This is a genomic window from Gordonia sesuvii, assembly GCF_036350415.1.
GTDB lineage: Bacteria > Actinomycetota > Actinomycetes > Mycobacteriales > Mycobacteriaceae > Gordonia > Gordonia sesuvii.
In genome coordinates, this window is record NZ_JAZDUF010000005.1 from 238,735 (window position 1) to 261,805 (window position 23,071).

Annotated in this window: 13 protein-coding genes; 7 read left to right on the top strand and 6 right to left on the bottom strand. The window is 67.7% G+C overall.

The genetic code is table 11. The features are described from left to right. Positions 1-14 precede the first annotated feature (14 nt). The 3 genes from VZC37_RS17910 to VZC37_RS17920 all read left to right on the top strand — a co-directional run bounded on the left by VZC37_RS17910 (position 15) and on the right by VZC37_RS17920 (position 7,661). Positions 15-3,353: an arabinosyltransferase domain-containing protein gene (locus VZC37_RS17910; RefSeq protein WP_330434199.1), complete on the top strand. Its 3,339-nt coding sequence runs from the start codon at positions 15-17 to the stop codon at positions 3,351-3,353. Then, on the top strand, positions 3,346-6,675 hold the full coding sequence (locus VZC37_RS17915; RefSeq protein ID WP_431309436.1) for an arabinosyltransferase domain-containing protein: 3,330 nt from the start codon (positions 3,346-3,348) through the stop codon (positions 6,673-6,675). The genes VZC37_RS17910 and VZC37_RS17915 overlap by 8 nt, the downstream gene beginning before the upstream one ends. A 95-nt stretch (positions 6,676-6,770) precedes the next feature. Then, positions 6,771-7,661, top strand: a complete 891-nt coding sequence (locus VZC37_RS17920; protein ID WP_330434201.1) for an oxygenase MpaB family protein — start codon at positions 6,771-6,773, stop codon at positions 7,659-7,661. A 3-nt stretch (positions 7,662-7,664) separates the two neighbouring features. On the opposite strand, the gene VZC37_RS17925 is transcribed toward VZC37_RS17920, so the two are convergent. After that, entirely contained in the window at positions 7,665-8,075 is a 411-nt protein-coding gene (locus tag VZC37_RS17925; protein WP_330434203.1) for a type II toxin-antitoxin system VapC family toxin, read from the bottom strand. Next, positions 8,062-8,307, bottom strand: coding sequence for a FitA-like ribbon-helix-helix domain-containing protein (locus tag VZC37_RS17930; RefSeq protein ID WP_330434205.1), 246 nt, complete (start codon positions 8,305-8,307; stop codon positions 8,062-8,064). The genes VZC37_RS17925 and VZC37_RS17930 overlap by 14 nt, the downstream gene beginning before the upstream one ends. A 279-nt stretch (positions 8,308-8,586) precedes the next feature. On the opposite strand from VZC37_RS17930, the gene VZC37_RS17935 reads away from it, so the two are divergent. The 3 genes from VZC37_RS17935 (at position 8,587) to VZC37_RS17945 (ending at position 11,369) form a co-directional block, all read left to right on the top strand. Next, positions 8,587-9,309: a VIT1/CCC1 transporter family protein gene (locus VZC37_RS17935; RefSeq protein WP_330434206.1), complete on the top strand. Its 723-nt coding sequence runs from the start codon at positions 8,587-8,589 to the stop codon at positions 9,307-9,309. Positions 9,310-9,421: 112 nt separating this feature from the next. Next, on the top strand, positions 9,422-9,970 hold the full coding sequence (locus VZC37_RS17940) for a Dps family protein (RefSeq protein WP_330434208.1): 549 nt from the start codon (positions 9,422-9,424) through the stop codon (positions 9,968-9,970). Between the two features lie 166 nt (positions 9,971-10,136). After that, positions 10,137-11,369, top strand: a complete 1,233-nt coding sequence (locus tag VZC37_RS17945; protein ID WP_330434210.1) for a DICT sensory domain-containing protein — start codon at positions 10,137-10,139, stop codon at positions 11,367-11,369. A gap of 16 nt (positions 11,370-11,385) precedes the next feature. Here VZC37_RS17945 and VZC37_RS17950 read toward each other — a convergent pair whose 3' ends face one another. The 4 genes from VZC37_RS17950 to VZC37_RS17965 all read right to left on the bottom strand — a co-directional run bounded on the left by VZC37_RS17950 (position 11,386) and on the right by VZC37_RS17965 (position 21,490). Then, positions 11,386-12,981 carry an acyl-CoA carboxylase subunit beta gene (locus VZC37_RS17950; protein ID WP_330434212.1) on the bottom strand — a complete coding sequence of 532 codons (1,596 nt, stop codon included), beginning with the start codon at positions 12,979-12,981 and terminating at the stop codon, positions 11,386-11,388. 8 nt (positions 12,982-12,989) lie between these two features. Further along, complete coding sequence (gene pks13, locus VZC37_RS17955; RefSeq protein ID WP_330434214.1) at positions 12,990-18,308, bottom strand: polyketide synthase Pks13; 5,319 nt, start codon at positions 18,306-18,308, stop codon at positions 12,990-12,992. Positions 18,309-18,332: 24 nt separating this feature from the next. Continuing rightward, complete coding sequence (gene fadD32 / locus VZC37_RS17960) at positions 18,333-20,234, bottom strand: long-chain-fatty-acid--AMP ligase FadD32 (protein ID WP_330434217.1); 1,902 nt, start codon at positions 20,232-20,234, stop codon at positions 18,333-18,335. 254 nt (positions 20,235-20,488) lie between these two features. Further along, a complete protein-coding gene (locus VZC37_RS17965; RefSeq protein ID WP_330434218.1) occupies positions 20,489-21,490 on the bottom strand; it encodes an LLM class F420-dependent oxidoreductase in 1,002 nt (333 codons plus the stop codon). Between the two features lie 187 nt (positions 21,491-21,677). Between VZC37_RS17965 and VZC37_RS17970 the strand changes: the two genes are divergently transcribed. Continuing rightward, positions 21,678-23,039, top strand: a complete 1,362-nt coding sequence (locus tag VZC37_RS17970; RefSeq protein ID WP_330434221.1) for an NAD(P)/FAD-dependent oxidoreductase — start codon at positions 21,678-21,680, stop codon at positions 23,037-23,039. Positions 23,040-23,071 lie beyond the last annotated feature (32 nt).

The following is a 23,071-nucleotide window of genomic DNA, read 5'->3' on the forward strand; positions in this document are numbered from 1 at the left end:
TAGCATCAGACATCGTGCCTGTGACAGCCCCGAACGCTGCGCCCGATGCCGCGCGGCCGACCGCCAGGGTGTCCGCGGGCACCGCGCGCATGGTCGCCATCGTGGCCGGCGTCATCGGGGCCGTCCTCTGCGCGATCACCCCGTTCCTGCCCGTCGACGCCACCGACGCGTCGTTCGACTGGCCGCAGGGTCAGCAGTTGTCCGCCGACTCGTCGTCGGTCGTCGCCCCGCTGATCGCCCAGACGCCGCAGACCCTCGACGCACGTATTCCGTGCAGCCTGCTCGACGCGCTGCCAGCCGACGGCGCGACCGTGCTGACCACGATGCCCACCGACGCGCCGCAGAGCAGGTCGTCGGCGCTTTATGTCACTGCGAACCGCGATGCCGTGTCGGTGACGTTCCGCAACGCGCTCGCGGCCAGCGCGCCGCGCGATCAGCTGGCGCGATGCGACGAACTGCACATCTGGTCGCAGCCCGCGGGGCCGGGCGCCCAGTTCGTCGGGATCGGCGAGCGCACGGTCCTGCCCCCCGACCGACGGCCACAGGTAGACGGCATCTTCTCCGAACTGCCGACCGCCGACGTCACCGCCGCCGCGCAGGACGGGCTGCGGGTACAGGTCGAGATCGACAACCGGTACGTCAGCTCCCCGACCCTGCTGAAGCTGATCGTCATGGTGCTCGCCGTGATCGCGGTCGTGGTGGCGCTGTTCGCGCTCGCCCAGCTCGACCGCGTGCACGGCTATCACCGGCGGATCGGTGTCCGCGCCCGATCGATGTGGCGGACGGCCATCCCGGGTCCGACCGACATCGTCGTCACCGGCGTCCTGCTGGTCTGGACGGTGCTCGGTGCGGGCACCGCCGACGACGGCTACATCCTGAACATGGGTCGCACCGCCGACGCGTCGGGCTACCTCGCCAACTACTACCGGTGGTACGGAATTCCGGAGGCGCCGTTCGACTGGTATTACAGCCTCCTCGCCCAGTGGTCGTCGGTCTCCACGTCGCTGCTGTGGATGCACATCCCGCCGCTGCTCGCCGGCCTTGCCTCGTGGTTCGTGCTGAGCCGTGTGCTGTTGCCGCGACTCGGCGCCGCGGTGCGCCGCAGCGGCTGGGCCGTGTGGGCGGCCGCCACCGTCTTCCTGGCGTTCTGGCTGCCGTTCAACAGCGGGTTGCGCAGCGAGACGATGATCGTGCTCGGGTCCGTGCTGACCTGGTGGGCGGCCGAGCAGGCGATCGCGACGCGCCGCCTGTTCCCCGCGGCACTCGCCGCCATCGCCGCCGGCTTCACCCTGGCCCTGGCCCCGCAAGGCGTGATCGCTGTGGCGATCCTCCTGGTGTCCGCGCGACCACTACTGCGGATTCTGCTCGAACGGCGGCGCGAGTCGGGCACCCTGGCGCTGCTCGCGCCGATGACCGCGGCCGGGCTGCTGGTGCTGGTGGTGGTGTTCCGGGACCAGACACTCGCCACGGTGCTCGAGGCGATGAAGATCCGCTACCAGGTCGGACCGGTGATCAGCTGGCACCAGGAGTACCTGCGGTACTACTTCATCTCGGTCACCACCGACGACGGCTCGCTCACCCGCCGGGTGCCGGTACTGCTGCTGCTCGCCGGACTGATCGTCACCGTGGCCGTGATGTTGCGACGCACCCGCATCCGCGGTGTCGACCCGGGACCGACCTGGCGACTCATCGGGGCGATCGGCGTGACGTTGCTGCTGCTGGCGTTCACCCCGACGAAGTGGACCATCCAGTTCGGCATCTTCGCCGGCCTGGCCGCGGCGATCGCGGCGACCGCGACCCTGGCCGTGGCGCAATCGGCCGCGCGGTCCACCCGCAACCTGACGGTGTTCATCTCCGGTCTGTTCTTCGCCCTCGCCGCCGCCACCGCCGGATACAACGCGTGGCCGTTCGCCTACGAATACGACATCTCGTGGTTCGACCGGGCGCCGGTGTTGGCCGGCCGGCCGATCTCGACGATGCTGCTGGTCCTGGCGGTGATCACGGCCGGCATCGCGGTGTGGCAGCACCTGCGGCTCGACTACGTGGAGAACAAGGGCCTGGCCCACGCCGGCGAGGGACGCGACGAGACCCGCGCCGACCGTCGCCGGCTGTTCCTGGCATCGTCACCGATCGCCGTCGTCGCCGGATTGATGGTGATCGCCGAGGTCCTGGTGTTCGCCAAGGCAGCCGTCGCCCGGTACCCGGCGACCACGGTGCTGGCCGAAAACCTCGACACCCTGCGCGGCAATGCGTGCGGTATGGCCTCCGAGGTCCTGGTGGAACCGGACGCGAACGCCGGGATGCTGACGCCGGCGGGCGGCCAGTCGGTGTCCGCGACCCTGTCCGGCACCGATCCGGTGGGCTTCACCCCCGACGGCATCCCGAACGACCTCTCACCTGAACCGGGCAACCAACGCCCAGGGCAGATGAACGTGTCTGCCAGCTTCTCGCGGCCGTTCGCGATCACCGGCGGTCTCGGGGCCGGCACCACCGGCGGTCAGGGGCCCCGCACCGTGAACGGGTCGACGGCGGCGCTGCCGTATGGGCTCGACCCGGCCACCACCCCGGTGCTGGGCAGCTATGCGTATCCGGGCGAGGCTCGGCTCACCACCGGCTGGTACGACCTCCCGGCGGTGCGCGCCGTCTCGCCGCTGCTCGTGTTCAGCGTCGCCGGCGCGGTGTCCACCATCGACACCTTCGGTGTCCGGACCTTCGGACAGAAACTCGTCGTGCAGTTCGGCCGCCCGGGTCCGGACGGAACGTTCACCCAGATCGGCCGCGACGTACTACCCATCGACCCGGGGCCGGTCATCACCAACCGGCCATGGCGCAATCTCCGCATCCCGATGAGTGCCGCACCGCGCGCGGCGACGGTCATGCGACTGCAGTTGGCCGACAACAATCTCGGGCCCGACCAGTTCATCGCGGTCACCCCGCCACGCGCACCGCGCCTGCAGACACTGCAGGAAATCGTCGGGACCCAGGCGCCGACCGTCATCGATTTCGGTGTCGCCGCGCACTTCCCGTGTCAGCGGCCGCTCCGGGTCACCAACGGGGTGGCCGAGGTGCCGAGATGGCGCATCATGGGCGACTATCCGCTCACCAATTCGCAGTCCAAGACGTGGCAGTCGGGCGCCGACGGTGGCCTGCTGTCCATCTCGGAGTCGACGACGTCGGCGCAGGCGGTGCCGACGTACCTGCGCGACGACTGGACCCGTGAATGGGGTGCCCTCGAACGGTTGACGCCGCTGGAGCCGAATGCGGCCGACGTCCGGGTCGACACCTCACAGATGACGCGATGGGGCTGGTCACGTACCGGTTCGATCAGGGTGGAGCCGCAATCCGATGACTGAGACCTCTACCGAGCCGTCCTCTCCGGCCGGGCCGTCCTCCACCTCCGTGTCCTCGCGCGTCACCCCACGTACGGCGAAGATCGTGGCGGTGGTCGCCGGCCTGCTCGGCTTCCTGATGGCGATCGTCACCCCGCTGATGCCGGTGAATCAGTCGACGGCGGAGCTCGATTGGCCGCAGGGTGAGGGCGTGGGCAGCGTCGCTGCGCCACTCGTGTCGTATGTGCCGATCGACATGGACGTGGCGGTGCCCTGCACGCTGGCCGCCGAGTTGCCCGCCGACGGTGGGATGCTGCTGTCGACCGTCCCCGAGGGTGGCCAGCAGGCAGCGGCCCGCGCACTGATGATCCGGGCCACCGCCGACGCCCTGCTCGTCACCGACCGGGACGTCGTCATCCTCAACACGCCCCGCGCTCCCGCACAGGCGAATCCGGACTGCCGCATCATGTTCCACGCCGACGGCGAGGGTGTGCGGGCGAGCGTCGACAACGTGTCCGGCGACGGCCTGCACTCGTTCTCCGTCCCCGATCACGAGATGCGCCCGCAGATCATCGGTGTCTACACCGATCTGCCGGAAACCGCTCCGCGTGACGGTCTTTCCTTCCACGCCACCATCGACACCCGCTATGTCAGCACGCCGACCGCGTTGAAGCTCGCGGTGATCGTGGTCGGCATCCTGATGACGATCCTCTCGTTGCTCGCGCTCGGTGTGCTCGACCGGCGAGATGGCCGCAGCCACAAGCGTTTCCTGCCGTCGGGGTGGTGGACGATCCGCGGCCCGGACGTCGCGGTGTTCGCGATCCTGGCGTTCTGGTGGATCGGCGGCGCCAACACCTCCGACGACGGTTACAACTTCACCGTCGGTCGCATCGCCGGCGAAGCGGGCTACGCGGACAACTACTTCCGCTACTTCGGTGTGCCGCAGGATCCGTTCGGCTGGCACTTCCAGGTCATCTCCGCGATGACGCACGTGAGCCTGGGTGCGCCGTGGATGCGGCTTCCGGCATTCCTGCTGGGGCTGCTGGGGTGGTGGCTGATCAGCCGGGAGGTGATCCCCCGCCTCGGCCGGGCGGTGCGCAACAGCACCCCGGCCGTGTGGTCGGCGGCATTCGTGTTCCTGGCGATCTGGTTGCCGTACAACAACGGTCTGCGCCCCGAACCCGCGGAGGCCGTCGGCGCCCTGCTGACGTGGTGCTGCGTGGAACGTGCCATCGCCACCCGCCGGTTGCTGCCGTACGCGGTCGCGGTCGTCACCGCGGCGTTCACCCTCGCGCTGGCACCCGGCGGCCTGATGGCGGTCGCGGCGTTGCTCGCCGGTATCCGTCCGGTGATCAAGACCCTCGTCACCCGCCGCAGCCGCGACGGTCTGCTGCCGATGCTCGCACCGATCCTGGCGGCCGGAACCGCGGTGCTGTACCAGATCTTCTACGACCAGCCGTTGATGCCGCTGATCGAGGGCAACCGGGTCGCCACCGACGTCGGGCCGACATTGGAGTGGTGGTCGGAGCCGGTGCGCTACTACTACCTGATCCTGCCGACCGCCGACGGCACCCTCGCGCGCAGGTTCGGCGTGCTCATCATGATCCTGTGCCTCGTGGTGGTGCTGTTGCGGTTGCTGCGCCGCGAACATCCCAACGGGGTGTCCCGCGCCCCGATCTGGCGCCTCATCGCGGTCACCCTCGGCACCATGTTCTTCATCTCGTTCACCCCCACCAAGTGGACCCACCACTTCGGTGTTTACGCAGGCATCGCGGCCGGCCTCGCCGCTGCGGCGGGCGCGATGATGGCGCCGGCGATCCTGCGGTCGAGACGGAACCGGACGTTCTTCGCCGCAGCGGTTCTGGCCGTCACCGCGATCTCGTTCACCGGAACCAACGGCTGGTGGTTCGTGGGCAGCTTCGGCGTGCCCTGGTGGGATCGCCCACCGTCCATCGCCGGGATCAAGGTGGGATGGGCGATTCTCGCGGTCGCGGTGATCACCGCCCTGGTCGGCCTCTGGTTCCACTTCCGCGACGACTACGTCGACGAGCAGACCCGCACCCGCGGCGGGAGCGGGTGGCTCTCGCGGCTGAAGTTCTCGCCGCTGCCGGTGATCTCCGGTCTGATAGTGATCTTCATGGTCGCCTCCTTCGTGAAGGGTGCCTACGAGCAGCGCGACAGCTGGTCGTGGCTGAAGTCCAACGCCCGCGCCCTGACCGGCAACGAGTGCGCGCTGGCCAACGACGTGCTCGTGGAGGCCGACCCGAACCTGGGACTGCTCGCCCCTGCCGCGGTCGACGGCCGGCCGGCACCCGACATCTCCGATGCGCTGGCCGGCTCGACAAACCCGGCCGGTTTCACCCCGAACGGCGTGCCGAACCGACTGTCGATCGACTCCACCGAGGAGCAGGACTCCGCGACGACGTCGGCCCAGAACACCGCCCAGACGGGCGCGGGCGCCGACGAGTCCACCGAGACAAGCGAATCCGCACAAGGCGGCACCGCGGGCGGTCAGGGCGAGCGCGGCGTGAACGGTTCCACGGTGCGATTGCCGTTCGGGCTGAACCCGGCGAACACCCCGGTGCTCGGCAGTTACGGATCACCGTCCGGCACAGGGTCGTTGACCACTGACTGGTATCAGTTGCCCGACCGCAATCCCGACGCACCGCTGCTCACCATCGCGGTGGCCGGTTCGGTCGAGGCCGTCGACGGACTGGGCGTGCGACAGGCCGGCCAGCAGGTGACCGCTCAGTTCGGACGGACCGAGGCCGACGGATCGGTGACCCCGGTCGGGATGATGTCGCCCATCGACATCGGCGAGGTACCGATCTGGCGCAATCTGCGTTTCCCGATGGCGGATGCCCCACCGCGCGCCGACGTCGTACGCGTGGAGGTCCGTGACACGGCCGCAGCGCCGTCGGAATGGGTGGCGATCACCCCGCCGCGGGTCACCGAGTTGCGCACCCTCAATGACGTCGTCGGTACCACCGACCCGGTGTTCATCGACTGGTTGCCCGGGCTCGTCTTCCCCTGCCAGCAACCGATGAAGGTGTCCGACGGGGTGCTCGAGGTGCCGCAGTGGCGGATCATGCCCGATGCCGAGGCCACCCGGAAGAACAGCCAGACCTGGATGTCCGGTCGGGCGGGCGGTCCGCTCGGCATCACCGAGGCGATGCTGACACCCACCCTGCTGCCGACCTATCTGCGCAACAACTGGGGTCGCGACTGGGGCGGCCTGCAACGCTTCACCGAGATCGACCCGGCCCCGGCGGCTGAGCTCGATCTGGGTGAGGAGCGGCGATCCGCGCTGTACAACCCGGCCCCGATGCGGTCGAGCGGGTACTGACCGGTCCGACGGACGATCACAATTTCGTTGTGGTCGTGTTGCGGTTCGTGCCGCCTTCCGGCACAAAATTTCATACGCGGGCCCATGATGGGGATATGACCGTCGTTGATCACTATCAGCACGAGCACGTCGCCGACGTCGCGCCCGCGCGGCACCGTCGTCCGATCCGCCGGACCGGCGACCTGGTCACAGGGTTCGGACCGTCCATCGCCGGCGCCAATGTCATCATGCAACTGGCGCACCCGAAAGTCGGGCACGGCGTCGTCGAGAGCCGGGTCGACTCGGGTAGCGCGGTGAAGCATCCGATCAAGCGCAGCCGCACCACGGGCACGTTCCTCGCCGTCGCATTGTTCGGCACCGACGAGGACAAGAAGTTCGTCCACGACGAGCTGCAGCGCATCCACGCGCTGGTCTACTCCACCGAACAGAGCCCGGTCAGATACAGCGGCAACGACTCCCGGCTGCAGCTGTGGGTCGCGGTCTGTCTGACGAAGTACTTCATCGACCAGTACGAGCTGCTGTACGGGCCGCTGAGTCCTGCGGAGAAGGAACGTGTGGTCGCCGACTCGCGCTGGCTCGGAACCACATTGAACGTGACCGCCGACCAGTGGCCGGCCAGTTACGCGGCGTTGCAGACGTACTGGGATGACCAGATCCACGACATGTCGATCGATCCACCGGTACGCGAACTGTTGCAACAACTCTCGGATCTGTCGTTTCTGGAGCAGCGCATGGGGGCGGCAGGCGCCCTGGTCCACCGCTACCTCGGCCGGCAGACGAAATACCTGATCAAAGCGGGACTTCCACCGGAGTTCCGCGACATGATGCACTGGAAGTGGAGCGCCCGCGACGACCGGCGCCTCGACCGCGCCCTCAACCTGGCCCGCACGCTGGACCCGGCGACCGGACGCCTGATGCGTGCCATCATGTCGGTCTACATCCTCGACCTGCGCCTGCGGCGTCGGCTCGGGGTGAAAGTGTTCTGACGATCACCCGATGAGTGGCTGCCCACCGAGAACCTCGATCGGGCACCGCGGTCCGGGCGCTCGTGCCAGACGGGCGTCCATCGTGACGAGAGTGGCGTCCATGGCCTCGGCCAGGGTGACATAGAAGGCGTCCCAACCGCGGACCGTATCGCGCAGGTCCCACACTCTGTCGAGCATCCATCGATGTGAGTGTCGCTCGCCCGGCCAGTCACGGAGATCGTCGACGGCCAGTGCCGCCGCCGTGGCATCCAGCGTTCCCCGGAGATATTGCGCGCGAATGACTCCGAGAACTTCGACATCGATCACCTCGGGAGCGACATGGTCGGTGTCTGATGCGAGGCGCGCGCGGATATCCTCGGCCCGCGGGGTGTCGGCGACCACCTCGAAGAGGCACGAAGCGTCAACGACGAGCATCAGGCCACTGCCCCCGCCAGTCATCGAGCGCATCCAATGCCTCGGCGGTCGAGATCTGCGACGGGCGCCGTCCGGTGCGGCGCAACCATTCTGCGACCGACGGACGTGCCGCCAACCGGGTGGCCTCCCGGCGCAGCAACTCCGGCACGCTGATCCCTTCCTCCGCGGCGCGACGGGACAACGCGGCGTACACATCGTCGTCGAGGTCACGGATCTGCACGTTCTTGGGCATGTGTGCATGTTAGCATGCACTTATGCATCAGTGCAGGTAGGGCGGCCCTTCGCCCCCCTAGCGATCCCTGAGGAGCACGCGAACGAAGTGAGTGTGCGTCACGAAGGGTCCCCTTCGTGACGCTCGCAAGCTCGCTCCTCAGGGCGGCGCGCTCGCAAGCTCGCTCCTCAGGGAACGGGGGACGCGCGCAAGCTCGCTCCTCAGGGAACAGGGTGACGCCGCACTGAGGCAACGTTTGCCTTGCTTGCGCGAATCGTGCTGTGCCAGTTGAGTTGACCCATGTCCGTCGACCACGAGCATCAGCACCGCAACGAGCCACACCGTGGTTCGCTGGCGAACAAGCTCAATTGGCTGCGCGCAGGAGTACTCGGCGCCAACGACGGCATCGTGTCGACCGCGGGCATCGTGGTGGGTGTCGCCGCCGCCACCGCGGATCGTGGCGCCATCTTCACGGCTGGTGTCGCCGGACTTGCCGCGGGCGCGGTGTCGATGGCACTCGGCGAGTACGTCTCGGTGAGTACGCAGCGCGACAGCGAGGAGACCCTGCTGGCCAAGGAGCGTCGTGAGCTCGCCGAGCAACCCGACGAGGAGTTCGACGAGCTCGTCGGCCTCTACGAGGCGAAGGGCCTCAGCCACGAGACCGCGTGCCGGGTCGCCTCCGAACTCACCGAGAACGACGCCTTCGAAGCCCACGCCGAGGTCGAGCTGGGCATCGATCCCCACGAGCTGACCAGCCCGTGGCAGGCGGCACTGTCATCGGCGATCGCGTTCACCGTCGGCGCCTTGCTGCCGCTGATCGCGATCCTCCTGCCGACCCCGTCCTGGCGCATCCCGGTGGCCTTCGTCGCCGTGCTGGTGGCCTTGGCGTTGACCGGCGCGACGGGCGCGACGCTCGGCGGCTCGCGCCCGTGGCGCCCGATGGTGCGGGTGGTGATCGGTGGCGCACTCGCCATGATCGTGACCTTCGCGATCGGGCGACTGGTCGGCACCACCGTCGCCTGACGTGCATCGTCCACCCGACGCCGTTACCTGTCCGTGACCATCGGTCTCGGTTGGGTTGCCGAACCGGTTCGGTGGCTGACGAAGCCCGTCGAACCCTCCTACCGTCGCGGACATGACCACTTTCACCGCTCCCGGATTGTCCGTCGACTCGGCCACCACCGTCGCCGAGTCCCTGCAGGAACGCCTCAGCGCGCTCAACGACCTTCACCTCACGCTCAAGCACATCCATTGGAATGTCGTGGGTGCCAACTTCATCGGCGTGCACGAGATGATCGATCCGCAGGTGGACCTAGTGCGTGGCTACGCCGACACCATCGCCGAACGGGTCGCGACCCTCGGTTTCTCGCCGCGCGGCACCGCCAAGGCCATCGAGGACGACCGCTCGTGGGGCGACTACTCCATCGGCCGCGACACCGCCCAGGCACACCTCGGCGCGCTCGATCTCGTTTATGACGGCTTCATCACCTCCCACCGGGCCGCGATCGAGAAGGTCGGCGAGCTGGATCCCATCACCGAGGACATCCTCATCGGCCAGACCGCCGAGCTCGAGAAGTTCCAGTGGTTCGTCCGCGCACATCTGGAGAGCTACACCGGCGAGCTCGCGAACGCCGGCCGGACCAGTGAGACCGACGCCGCGGAAGCCGCACGCTCGGCCGGCTGACGCCGGGGCGCCGTCGCTCGCCCCGGGCCCTGTCCCCCACCTTTGTTATCCTGGCCGCAGGCAGCACGTTTGCCCTGCACAGGATGTGAAGACCCCGCATCCTCCCACTTCATCTCGGAGCCCACTTCGGCTCTGACGGGAGGCGCCCGATGATCGCTGTTTCCGCATGACACCCGAGGTCCGGCAGGCATCGGCAACCGAGGGCGGGTTCACCCTGTTCGAGGATCTGGAGCTCCACATGCAGTTCGCGCCGGTCTGCCGGCTCAGCGACGGCGCGCTCGCCGCCGTCGAGCTGCAGCTGCGCGGACCCTCCGGGACTCGTATGGGCACCGCCGATGCGCTGCGCCGGGCCGCGCGGCTGATGGAACAGCATCACATCGTGGACCGTCGGCGCCAGGAGTTCGCCCGGTCCGCCCGCGCCCAGTCGGTCGCCAAGATCCTCCCCCTGCTCGTCGGCATGGACCTCGAACTGTTCGACGACCTCGGCGACGACACCGTCGAAGCTCTCGAACGGCATGTGATGGTCGTTCTGCCGAGCGCGGTCGAGCGCAGCCCGCAGCGCACTCTGGCCCGGGTGGCCCGGGCGCGGGCGGCCGGCAAGGTGATCTGCGTCGACGGGCTCAGCAGCAGCGACCACGCGGCAACGCTGCTGACACTGATCGAGCCCGACATCGTGGTCACCTCTGCCGATCTGCTGAGCCAGAACTCCAATCCCGAGTCGGCTCAACTCGCGCACACACTCGCCGCGCACACCGAACGTAGCCGGGCCGTCGTGGTGGCCGAAGGCGTGGACGACGAGTCGCGCCGCGTGATCGCGATGACCATGGGCGCGTCGTTCGGGATCGGCGCCCTCTACCCGTCGGTGGAGAATCCGTCGGTGTTGCCGACGTCGACCATCGTTCCGCTCCCGGATATGCCGGTCTGGTCGACGCCCGCACCGGACCAGCAGACGCCGTATGCGATCGCGTCGGCCTCGCTCACCCCGCGGCTCGGCGACAAACGATTGCTCATCGAGATGAGCAAAGCACTCGAACATCAGGCGGCCATCGGCGGCGCCTCGATCGTGCTCGGCACCTTCCAGCACGCCGACCACTTCACCCCGCGAACCACCGAGCGCTGGCGTGCGATGTCGGAGAAGACCGGTCTCGCCGGCGTGTACGGCGTGGGCCTACCCGATGTCCGCGACGGCAACGTGCACCGCGCCCCGCTCGACCCTGCCGACGATCTCGTGAACGAGTGGAACGTCGCCGTCCTCGGACCGCACTTCGCGGCCCTGTTGTCGGCTCGCGATCTCCACAGCGGCGCAAGCGATCTCGACCGCACCTTCGACTTCGTGCAGAGTTACGACCGGCTCACCGTCACGCAGGCGGTGCACTCGATCCTGCGGCGTTTCGACTGACGCAGTAGCGCCCGGACTAGATCGGCATCAGGTAGTGCTTGCGCGGCGTCCGGTACTCGGTCTTGTCGCGCAACTGCGCCAACGCCTTTCGCAGTTGTAGCCGGGTTTCCGCGGGCTCGATGACGGCGTCGATGTAGCCGCGCTCGGCGGCGAGGTACGGCGTGGCCATCATCGTGTTGTAGAAGTCGATGAAGTCGCGACGCACCTTGTCGGCCTCGGCGGCGGACATGCCATCGGTCTGGCGCCGCGTCAGCACCGCCGCAGCGGATTCGGCACCCATCACCGCGATCTTGGCGCTCGGCCAAGCCAGGTTGATGTCGGCTCCGAGCTGCTTGCAGCCCATCACCGCGTACGCACCGCCGTAGGCCTTGCGCAGGACCACCGTCACCTTCGGGACGTCGGCCTCGACGTAGGCGTAGAGGAACTTGCCCGAACGCCGGATGGTGCCCTTCTGCTCCTCGGCCAGCCCCGGCAGGATGCCCGGGGTGTCCACCAGGAAGATCAGCGGGATGCGGAAGGCGTTGCAGATCCGCACGAACCGGGTCGCCTTCTCCGACGAATCGGTGTCCAGCACACCGGACATCACGTTCGGCTGGTTGGCGACCACACCCACCGACCGGCCGTCGACGCGCGCGTAGCCGGTGAGGATGTTCGGCGCGAACAACTCGCCGACCTCGTGGAACGCGCCGTCGTCGAACAGCTTGATGATGATGTCGTGCATGTCGTAGCCGGCATTGTCGTTGTCCGGCATGAACGCGTTCAACGACAGGTCGGAGTCGGTGATCTCCGGCTCGAGGCCCGGATTGATCACCGGCGGTTGCTCATACGCACTGGACGGCATGTACTGCAGATACTCACGCACCCAGTCGAACGCCGACTTCTCGTCCTGCGCGACATGATGGATGTTGCCCCACCGTGCCTGGTTGTGCGCACTGCCGAGGTCCTCGGCCGAGATGTCCTCACCGTTGACCTGCTTGAGCACATCCGGACCGGTCACGAACATGTAGCTCTTGTCCTCGACGGCAACCAGGATGTCGGTGTTGGCCGGCGTGTAGACCGCGCCGCCGGCGCACTTGCCCAGAATCACCGACACCTGCGGAGCCAGTCCGGACAGCAGCAGGTTGCGGCGTCCCATCTCCGCATACCAGGCCAGCGACGTCACGGCGTCCTGGATGCGGGCGCCGGCGGAGTCGTTGATGCCCACCATCGGGCAGCCGATCTTGCCGGCCCATTCCATCAGCGCGGACACCTTGCGGCCGAACATCTCTCCGACGGTGCCGCCGAACACGGTCTGATCGTGGGAGAACGCGGCGACGGGGCGTCCGTGCACCAGTCCGTGTCCGGTGACGACGCCGTCGCCGTAGCCGGAATGGGCGGCGCCCGGCATCTTGGCGAGCGCACCGATCTCGACGAAAGTGCCCGGGTCGAACAGCATCATCAGCCGTTCGCGCGGCGAGCAGATACCCTTCGCCTCACGCTTGGCGATCGCCTTCTCGCCGCCGGGTTCCTTTGCCGATTCCAGCTTTTCACGCAGATCCGCCAGTTTCTCGGCGGTGGTCCCGGTCGCGGGCGCCTGTGTCCCAGCCGTTTCCGACACAGTCGATTCCGTCACGATGCTGCCTACTTCCTCTCCGCCGACCTCGCCGAATCACCCACGGTCCGTAGGCGTTGCGTGAGATCCGCACCGATCCGTCCGATGTACGGCTCGTCGACGATCGACAGGTGATCACCACCGATGTGGATGATCTCCAGATCATTCACCACCTCGCCCCAGCGGCCGTCCTCGTCGATGTTCGCCCACTGCGGCTCCAACTCGATGGCGCCGTCGTGCATCTTGTCGGCACGGTAGAGGATCACCTTGCCGTCGTAGCTGGTGGGTTCGATGTTGGTGAGCGCCCGGTTGTCCAGGAACGACGTCCGCTGGTGCTCGATGATGCCGCCGGGGATCTTGGTGCCCGACATCGACATCATCTCCATGATGATGGCGAACTGTTCTTCGTCGTCCGCCTCGACGAGGCGGTCCATCGGGATCGGGATGTCGTCGTCCAGGTCGTAGGTGCGGATCGCGAAGTCGCGCCACCGTTCGAGGCGGGCCCGCTTGGTGTCCGGGGTCTCCACCACCGGTTCGGACGGACGCACCACGTCGATCAGGCCGACGAAGGACACCTCTTCCCCCGCCTCCCGCAGCACCTGTGCACATCCGTAGGCGAGCGCGCCGCCGAGGGACCATCCGATCAGCACGTACGGACCGTGCGGAGCGATCTCTCGCAGGCGCGGCATGTACTGCAGCACACGCTCTTCGATCGAACCCTCGACCCGATCGAAGCCGATGACCGGCTGATCGTCCGGAAGTCGCTTCAGCAGCGCCTCATAGGCGGAGGTGTTGCCGCCTGCCGGGTGGAACAGGAGTGCCGGAACCGGATCCCCGGCGGTGGGGTCGTAGCTCTTCTTGCCGTCGACGAGCCGCAGGTAGCGGATGAATCCGTCGGTGTCGGCGCCGGCGTCGAGGTACTCGCGGACGTAGTTCGACATCACCTCGATGGTCTCGGAGTCGAGGATGTCCTCGACGTCGATGTCGCCGCCGGTGCGCTCGTTCAGACGATCCGTGAGCTGTTGCGCCACATCCTCTTCGAGGACGGGCAGCTTGTTGAACACGCCGCCCGCCGACGTCTTGGTCACAACGGCGTACACACCGAAGGTCAGACGTTCGGCGGCGTCGCGCGGCGGGACGTCGGAGCCGGTGGCGTCGGCGACGGCGGCTGCGTCGGAGAGGTCGGTCTCCTTGGTCTCGATACGCTCCTCGCTAGCGCTCGTCGCTACTCGACCAACGGGGGGATCGCTCGTCGCTACTCGACCAGCGGGGGAATCGTCCTCCGAAACATCCTTCGAATTCTGCTCATCGATGTAAGCATTGAGCGCCGCGGTGTCGAGTTCGCCACCACCGGCGGCATTCTGGGCGAGATCGTCGAGCTGGTCGCGGTGGGTGACCGCGAACTCGACGAACTTCACCACGTCGCCCAGGTTGGCCTGCCGCATGGCCTGCAGTTGCAGCTGCGGGATGTCGAACTCGAACTCGACGCGGTTCTTGATCCGCACCGCCATCAGCGAGTCCAGGCCCAGCTCGATCAGCGGGATTTCGCGCGGCAGGTCCTCGGGGTCGTACCCCATGGACTCGCCGACGATGATCGCGAGCCGCTGCTCCACCGTCTCACCGGACTCCGGCGACCACTTGTTGTCGATGTCGTCGACGACCTCGTCCTCGGTCACGACACGGTCGTCGGCGAAGACGGCGGCGGGGGATGTGGACTCCACAGCCGGCGCAGGCGATTCCGGGGGAACGTCACCGCCCGTCACAACGGCCTCGAAGAGCAGCCGGAAGTTCTTGTCTTCCTTGCTGTGCACGGTCACCGACGCGCCACCCGGGTGCGGGCTGAGGGTCGTCGTGAGGGTGCCGTCGCCGGGAACCGACGCGTGGGTCAGCGACGCACCGACTGCCGCATCACTCAGCACCTGCGCGGCCGCGGCGCGGACGAGTTCGCGCGGATCGGTGACCGCCGACGCGCTCACCTCCCAGGCATGCCGGCCGTCCGGTAGCGCGACATGCGAACCCGGCACCGACCCGGCCGAGCCGCCGCCGCTGATCGTCGCCTTCAGCCAGAACTCGCGGCGTTCGAAGCGGGTGCGCGGGACATCGCCGAAGTCTCCTGTCCCGAACAGCGATCCGACGTTCACCGGGTGTCCGTGGACGTACAGCTTCATCAGCGCGTTGACGAGGCCGTAGCTCTCGTCCTCCTTGCGCTTGAGCGTCTCCACCAGTTCCGCGTCATGCAGACCGGCCGAGAAGGTCACGGCGGCAACGGAGATCAGCACCGCTGGGTTCGGCGAGAGCTCCAGGAACGTGCGGTGACCGTTCTCCACCGACTTGGAGATCGCCTGACTGAACCAGACGCTGTGCCGCAGGCCCTTGGTGAAGTAGTCGATGGTGTGCACCGGCTCGTGTCCGGGGCGGTAGAAGGTTTCGCGATCGACCGAGCTGTAGAAGCCGACCGTCGGCCGCAGCGGTTCGATACCGGTCAGCTCGTAGGCGAGCTCGCCGAGCAGCGGGTCCATCTGCGACGTGTGGCTGGCGCCCTTGGTCTGCAGCTTGCGACCGAGCTTGCCCTCCTCCTCGGCGCGGGCGACGATCGCGTCGACCTGCGACTCGGGTCCACCGATCACGGTGTGCGTCGGCGCGGCGTAGACACAGATCTCGAGGTCCGGGTAGTCGACGAGCACGTCGCTGATGTCCTCGGCGCTGTACTCGACGAGCGCCATCAGGCGGATGTCGTCGCCTTGCAGCATCGACTCGCCCTCACCCATGAGGCGCGAGCGCTGACAGATGACGCGGGTCGCATCCTCCAGCGAAAGCCCACCGCTGATGTAGGAAGCCGACGCCTCACCCATCGAATGCGGCACCAGCACACCGGGTTCGGCGCCGAAGTGCCGCAAGGTGTCGGCGAGTGCGACCTGGATGGTGTAGATGCCGACCTGACTGGTCTCGATGCCGTAGGTCTGCTCGTCGTCGAGGAACATCTCGGCGATGGAGTAGCCGAGTTCGTTCTGCACGTACTCGTCGACGCGGTCGACGTACTTGGCGAACACCGGGTTCTCGGTATAGAGCTGCTTGGCCATCTTGCGGTGCTGGGAGCCGAAGCCCGACAGCAACCACACGGCGGTCGCGGCGTCCGGTGAATCCGCCGAGTACACAAGGGGATTGCTCTTGCCCTCGGCGATGGCCCGGACACCGGTGATGGCGTCGTCATGGGTGCGTGCCATCACCACGGCGCGCGAGCGGCCATGGTTGCGGTGGGCCAGCGTGCGTCCGATGTCGGCGAGCGGGGTCGCCTGTCCCGCTTCGGATTCCAGCCATTCCAGCAGATCCTCGGCAGCCTTGCGGCGGCGCGAGGGAAGGAAGCCCGAAAGAACCAGTGGCACAACCGATCCGTCGGTGGCGCAGGGCGCGAAGCCGTCGGCGGGGTCTTTCTCGGTGTCTTCGGCGGGAGCGGTGTCCGAGGTGGCCTGCGCGGCCAGGACGGCGCGTTCGGCTTCGGTGAGGTACTCGTCGTCGTCATCGGCTGGGGTTTCTGCGGCCGCTGCGGGCAGATCGCCCTTCGTGACGCTCGCAAGCTCGCTCCTCAGGGAACGATCTGGGTCGACGCTCGCGGTGGGGGTGTCTCGACCAGCGGTGGGGGCGGCCGGGTCCAGGTCTGTCGGCAGCACCTCACGCACGATGACGTGGGCGTTGGTGCCGCCGAAGCCGAATCCGGAGACGCCGGCGATGGCGTGGCCGGAGTAGCGCGGCCAGGTGCCGGCTTCCTGGTTGACCTTGAGCCCGTTGGCGTCGAACTGGATGTACGGGTTGGGACCCGAATAGTTGAGCGACGCGGGAATCGTGTTGTGCTGCAACGCCAGAATCACCTTGGCGAGGGCGCCGGCACCCGCGGCGGACTCCATGTGACCGAAGTTGGTCTTCGCCGACCCGAGTAGCGCGGGTGCGCCGACCACGCGGCCGCGGCCGACCACACGGCCGAGCGCGTCGGCCTCGATCGGGTCGCCCAGGATGGTGCCGGTGCCGTGCGCCTCCACGTAGTCGACGGTCCGCGGGTCGAGTGCGGCGTCGCGGTACGCGTCGCGCAGCACCTCGACCTGCGCTTCCGGGTTCGGCGCGAACAGGCCGTTGGAGCGGCCGTCGGAGTTGACCGCGGACCCGGAGATCACCGCGAGCACCCGGTCCCCGTCGCGGCGGGCGTCGGACATGCGTTTGAGGACGACCAGACCGCCGCCCTCCGCCCGGATCATGCCGTCGGCGTCGGCGGAGAACGCCTTGATGTGACCGTCCTTGGCCTGTGCACCGACCTGGTCGAAACCGAGGGTGACCGCGGGCGTGATGATCATGTTGACGCCACCGGCGAGCGCGACCGAACTCTCACCGGATCGCAGGCTGCGCACGGCCTGATGCACCGCGACCAGCGACGACGAACAGGCGGTGTCCACCGCGATCGACGGTCCGTGGAAGTCGAAGAAGTAGGAGACCCGGTTGGCCACGATGGAGGTGGCGGTTCCGGTCAGTGCGTATGCCGCGGTCTCCTCGGCGCCCTCACCGAGTCCCAGCGTCGCGAGCATCTGGTAGTCGTTGGTCGAGGTGCCGATGAACACACCGACCGGGCCGCCCTTGAGGTCGGAGGCCGGGATGTGGGCGTGTTCGAGCGCCTCCCAGGTGAGTTCGAGGGCGAGCCGCTGCTGTGGGTCCACCATCTCGACCTCGCGGGGGCTCATCTGGAAGAAGTCCGCGTCGAAACTCTTCACGTCGTCGAGGTAGCCGCCCTTCACGTTCGCCGACGCGATGGCGTCGGCGATCCGGGCGTCGCCCTTGAACTCGGTCCAGCGGTCCTCGGGCAGATCGCTGATGCCGTCGACACCGTTGATCAGCGCATCCCACGTCGACTCCGGGGTGTGACCGGCCTTCGGGAATCGGGTGGACAGCCCCACGATCGCGATGTCGTCGTCGGCGCTGCGTTCCCGCTGCCAGAAGGTGTCCGCGCCGTCGTCGAGACCCTCGTCGGGGTCGCCCTCGATGATCCGCTTGGCCAGCATCGCGATGGTCGGATGGTTGTAGGCCGCGGTCGCGGTCAGGATCACGCCCGTCTTGTCCTCGACGTCGGCGGCGAGTGCCACCGCGTCGCGGGAGGACAGTCCGAACTCCTCCATGGGCCGGTCGTCGGAGATCTGGTCGGCGGGGATACCGGTGGCCTCGGAAACCCAGGAACGCAGCCAGTCCCGCAGTTCGGCGACGGTGAGATCACCGGCCGTCTCGCCGGCGGTTCCGGTCGACTTCGACTCGTCCACGCCCGACTCGTCGTCCATGGTGGTGCTGGACTCGTCGGTATTCAGTTCAGACATCGCTTCCAGACTACTGATGGGGGTTTACTCGGCGTCCGGGAACGCCGTCTGCTTGTAGCCGCCGCGCAGACTGCCGTCGATGTAGGCGGTGCGGGTGGCTCGACGCGCGATCTTGCCGCTCGACGTGCGCGGGATCGACCCGGCCGGGACCATCAGGATGTCGCGCGCCATCACTCCGTGGCGCTGCGCGATGGCGGCGCGGACGGTGTCGGCGATCTCCTGCGGGTCCTGCTTCTTGCCGGGACCGCGTTCGGCGACGATGACCAACTGTTCCGACGCGTCGTCGGCGTCGAAGGTGAGACCACTGGTGGACTGTTCGAACACCACGGGCGGCAGCTGATTCGACGGCACCGAGAAGGCGGCCACGAAGCCCGGGCGCAGCGCCTCGCTGGCCTCCTGGGCGCTGTACTCGAGGTCTTGCGGATAGTGGTTGCGGCCGTCGACGATCACCAGGTCCTTGACCCGGCCGGTGATGTAGAGCTCGCCGTCGAGCCACACGCCGTAGTCGCCGGTCCGCATCCAGATGGCGTCGGCGGGCGCGCCCTCGGTGTGGCTGCCGTCAGCGAGCGGATGAGCGATGGTGTTGCGGAAGGTCTCCTCGGACTCCTCCGGCTTGTTCCAGTAGCCGGCGCCGATGTTGATGCCGTGCAACCAGATCTCGCCGACGTTCCCGTCGGCCTGCTCTGTCGAGGATTCCGGATCGACGATGGCGGCCCACTGGCTCAGCGCGACCTGCCCGCACGACACCTGGGCGACGGCGTTCTCCGCATGCTGATCGACCACCTTGAACCGGCCGGCGTTGAGTTCGTCGCGGTCGACGTAGATGACCTTGGCTTCGTTCTCGCGCTGCGTCGCCGAAACGAAGAGGGTGGCCTCGGCCATGCCGTAGCAGGGCTTGATCGCCGTCTTCGGCAGACCGTACGGCGCGAAGGCGTCGTTGAACTTCTTCATCGAACTGACGGTGACCGGCTCGGAGCCGTTGATCAGGCCGATGACGTTGGACAGATCGAGGTGTTCGCCGTCCTTCGGCAGACCACGCACCGCGGCGTGCTCGTAGGCGAAGTTGGGGGCGGCCGCGTAGGTGGGGGCGTTGTCGGCCTCGGCGGCGAGTTCCTTGATCCAGCGGCCCGGGCGACGGACGAACGCCTGCGGACTCATGATGGTGATGTACTTGCCGCCCAGTGCGGGAAGGATCACCGTGAGCAGGCCCATGTCGTGGAACATCGGCAGCCACGTCACGCCGCGGGCGTTGCGGTCGATCTCGATGCAGTCGTACATCTGCAGGACGTTCGCGGCCACCGCCTGATAGGTGATCTCGACACCGGCGGGCACACGGGTCGAGCCGGACGTGTACTGCAGGTACGCGACGGTGTCCTTGTTGTGGTCCTTGCCGGCCACCGGCGGGACCCAGCTGGAACCGACCGAGTCCGGGACTGCGTCGACGGCGATCACGCGGGGCCGTTCCTTGGCCGGCAGCGGCTTGAAGAAGTCGCGGACCGCTTCGGCGGACTTGGTGGAGGTGAGGATGGCGGTGGGCGCACAGTCGGCGAGCACCGCGTGCAGACGGTCGGTGTGGCCCGGCTCGTCCGGCGAGAACAACGGAACGGCGACGTTGCTGGCGTAGAGCGCGGAGAAGAACCCGATCACGTATTCCAGCGACTGCGGCGCGAGGATCGCGACACGGTCGCCGGGCTTGGTGACCTGCTGCAGTCGAGCAGCCACCGCACGCAGACGCTTGCCGAACTGAGCCCACGTCAGATCCTGGGCCTCGCCGTCGCGCTCGCGGCTGTAGTCGATGAAGCGGTACGCGAGGGTGTCGGCCTCGTCGCGTACGTTGCGCTCGACATAGTCGACGAGCGTGGCGTCCTCGGTGAAGTGGAGTTGCCCGTTCTCGTCGAGGAACTGCTCAAATTCTGTGTTCAACATCCGTTACTCCTGTGGCCCCCCGTGGACCGCGCGTCTTCCTTCCCCGGCCGGTGACATGTCCCCCGTCATGTCATCGACCCACGCTTTCCACGCCCGTCGTTGCTACCGCGGTCACGGTAGTCCAAATTGTTATCCGTTCGAAATGCTCATGATCGCCAATCCGACCTTCGCCCTCGCGCAATTCGGTCACGAGCACTGAGTGGCCAGTGTCGATGCTCGTCCCCCGAGCCGGACGCGATCAGATCGTCGCAATCCTACTCTCCCTTGAGAAGCTGGATGACCGGCGCGAACGCGTCCATCTGGGTCGGGAATACCCCCACGTAGGACATCGACGTCCGCCGCCGGACCTCGCGGATCTGATCGGCGATCTCCTCGAAGGTCCCAATCGCGATGTATGGCGATTGCAACACGTCCTCGACGGTGAAATCGGTGTCACGTTCGATGTTGGGCGGGTAGCCCTGATCGAGGGCCTTGAGGGCCATCTCGGCCGTGGCGTGCCGGTCGTCGGTGATCACGATGACGGCAATGGTCCAGTTCAGTTCGATGTCGTCGAACCGGTCGCCGGCGACGTCGCGGATGCGGGCGACCCGTTCCGCGGTCTTCTCGATGGTCATGTCCGACAGCCGCATCTTGCCGTCGCGCGTCGTCGACGGCGCGACGGAGATGATGTCGGCGTGTTTGGCGGCCAGCGCGAGCATCTTCGGACCACCGCCGCCGACCGCGATCGGCGGCCGGGGGCCCTGCCGTGGCCGGGGCGAGCCCTCGAGCCCGCTGATCTGATAGAACTCGCCGGCGAAGTCGACGGTCTGCCCGCGCATGAGGCCGTCCAGGATGGTCAGCGCCTCGTCGAGCCGACGGATGCGGGTGCCGGGCGACTCGAACTCGATCCCCGCCTTGTCGAACTCCTCTTTCATCCAGCCGGCGCCGATGCCCAGCTCGAGCCGCCCCTTCGACAACACGTCGATCGTGGTGGCTTCCTTCGCCAGCAGCGCGGGATGCCGCCAACCGTTGGCGAGTACCGAGGTGCCGAGGCGGATGGTCGAGGTGGCCTGGGTGAGGGCACCGAGCGCGGCGATCGGCCCGACCTGGTTGCCGAGGTGATCGGGGATGGCGAACGTGTCGTAGCCGTACTCCTCGGCGGTCTGCGCGAGCTTGACGAACTTGCGCGCGCCGCCCTCGTCCTTGTTGCCCTCACCACCAGCGCCGAAACGGAACGCACGCAGGTTCCCGGTCTCGCTCACTCCGGTCTGGCTCATTCACCGTCTCCTCATGCGCATGGTGCGCGTTTCTGGTGCGCATGCTGCGCGTCGCGTGCATCGGTAGCCCAATCACGGTAATGCAGCGCCAACACACCACCAAACGAAACGGGTCGGGTGGTGTTTGCCCCGGACTGCTGCGGGTACGGACATACCGGACGCGAAACCGCCACAACAGGAAGTGGACATGACGGAACCTGTCGATCCCGCCCGGCCTGCCGACCACGCAGGGGGTGCCGTACACATCGTCATCGTCGGCGCAGGCTTCGCCGGCTTCGAGACCGCCCGGCGCCTGCTGCGTCATCAGCGCTCGGACTCCGACCACCCCGTTGAGGTGACCGTGATCTCCCCGGACGACTTCATGCTGTACACACCGTTGCTACCCGATGTCGCCGGTGGACTGCTCGACCCACGCTTCGTGGCCGTCCCACTCGCGCAGGCCCTGCCCGGCGCACATCTGGTGGCCGGCCGCGTGGAGGAGGTGGATCTCGACGGCCGCACGCTGGAGGTACGCAACCGCGAGGGAGCCGGCGAAACCGTCGAATGGGATCGCCTCGTGCTGACACCCGGATCGGTCACCCGGCTGTTCGACATCCCCGGACTCACCGAGCACGCGCGCGGCCTCAAGACGACGACCGAGGCGCTGTATCTGCGCGATCAGCTCCTGGAGCAACTCGAACTCGCCTGCCGGGAAACGGATCCGGAGATCGCGAGAGCCCGGCGTACCGTCGTCGTGGTCGGCGCCTCGTATGCCGGAGCCGAACTCACCGCGCAGCTGCGCGCCCTCGCCGACGAGGTCGCCCGGCAACGCGACTTCGACCCGCAGGACGTGCGATTCGTGTTGCTGGACATGGCCGATCGGGTCATGCCCGAGGTCGGCGAGAAGCTGGGCGACAAGGTCCTCGAGGTGCTGCGTTCCCGCGGGATCGACGTGCGGCTCGGCACCACCATCGACCGACTGACCGCCGAACACGCCGAGCTGAGCGACGGCACCACCGTCGCGACCCGGACGGTCGCGTGGGCGGCGGGTGTGGCGGCCAGCCCGCTGATCGATTCGCTCGGTCTACCCGCCGAGAAGGGGCGGCTGAAGGTGCGGACCGACCTGTCGGTGCCCGACCATCCGCATGTGTTCGCCGCCGGCGACGCGGCAGCCGTGCCCGATGTCACCAAGGACGACGCGATCACCCCGCCGACCGCGCAGCACGCCGTCCGGCAGGGCAAGGTCGTCGCACGCAATGTCCTCGCCGGCATCGGCGTCGGTTCGGCCACCGAGTACCGCCACAACGATCTGGGGCTCGTCGTCGACCTCGGTCCCCGGTTCGCGGTCGCCAACCCGGTCGGCATTCACCTCTCCGGATATGCGGCCAAGGCGGTCACGCGGGCGTATCACCTGTTCTCGCTGCCACGCGGCGCCAACCGGATGGCCGTCGCAGCCGCCTATCTGGGGGACGCGGTATATCCGCGGCCACTGGTGTCCTTCGGGCTCGTCAGCGACGACGAGGCGTCGTTGGCGCGTAGTCAGGGGATACCGACGTCATCCGAGTCCTGAGGAGGGAGCTTCACGAAGGGCGGCCCTTCGTG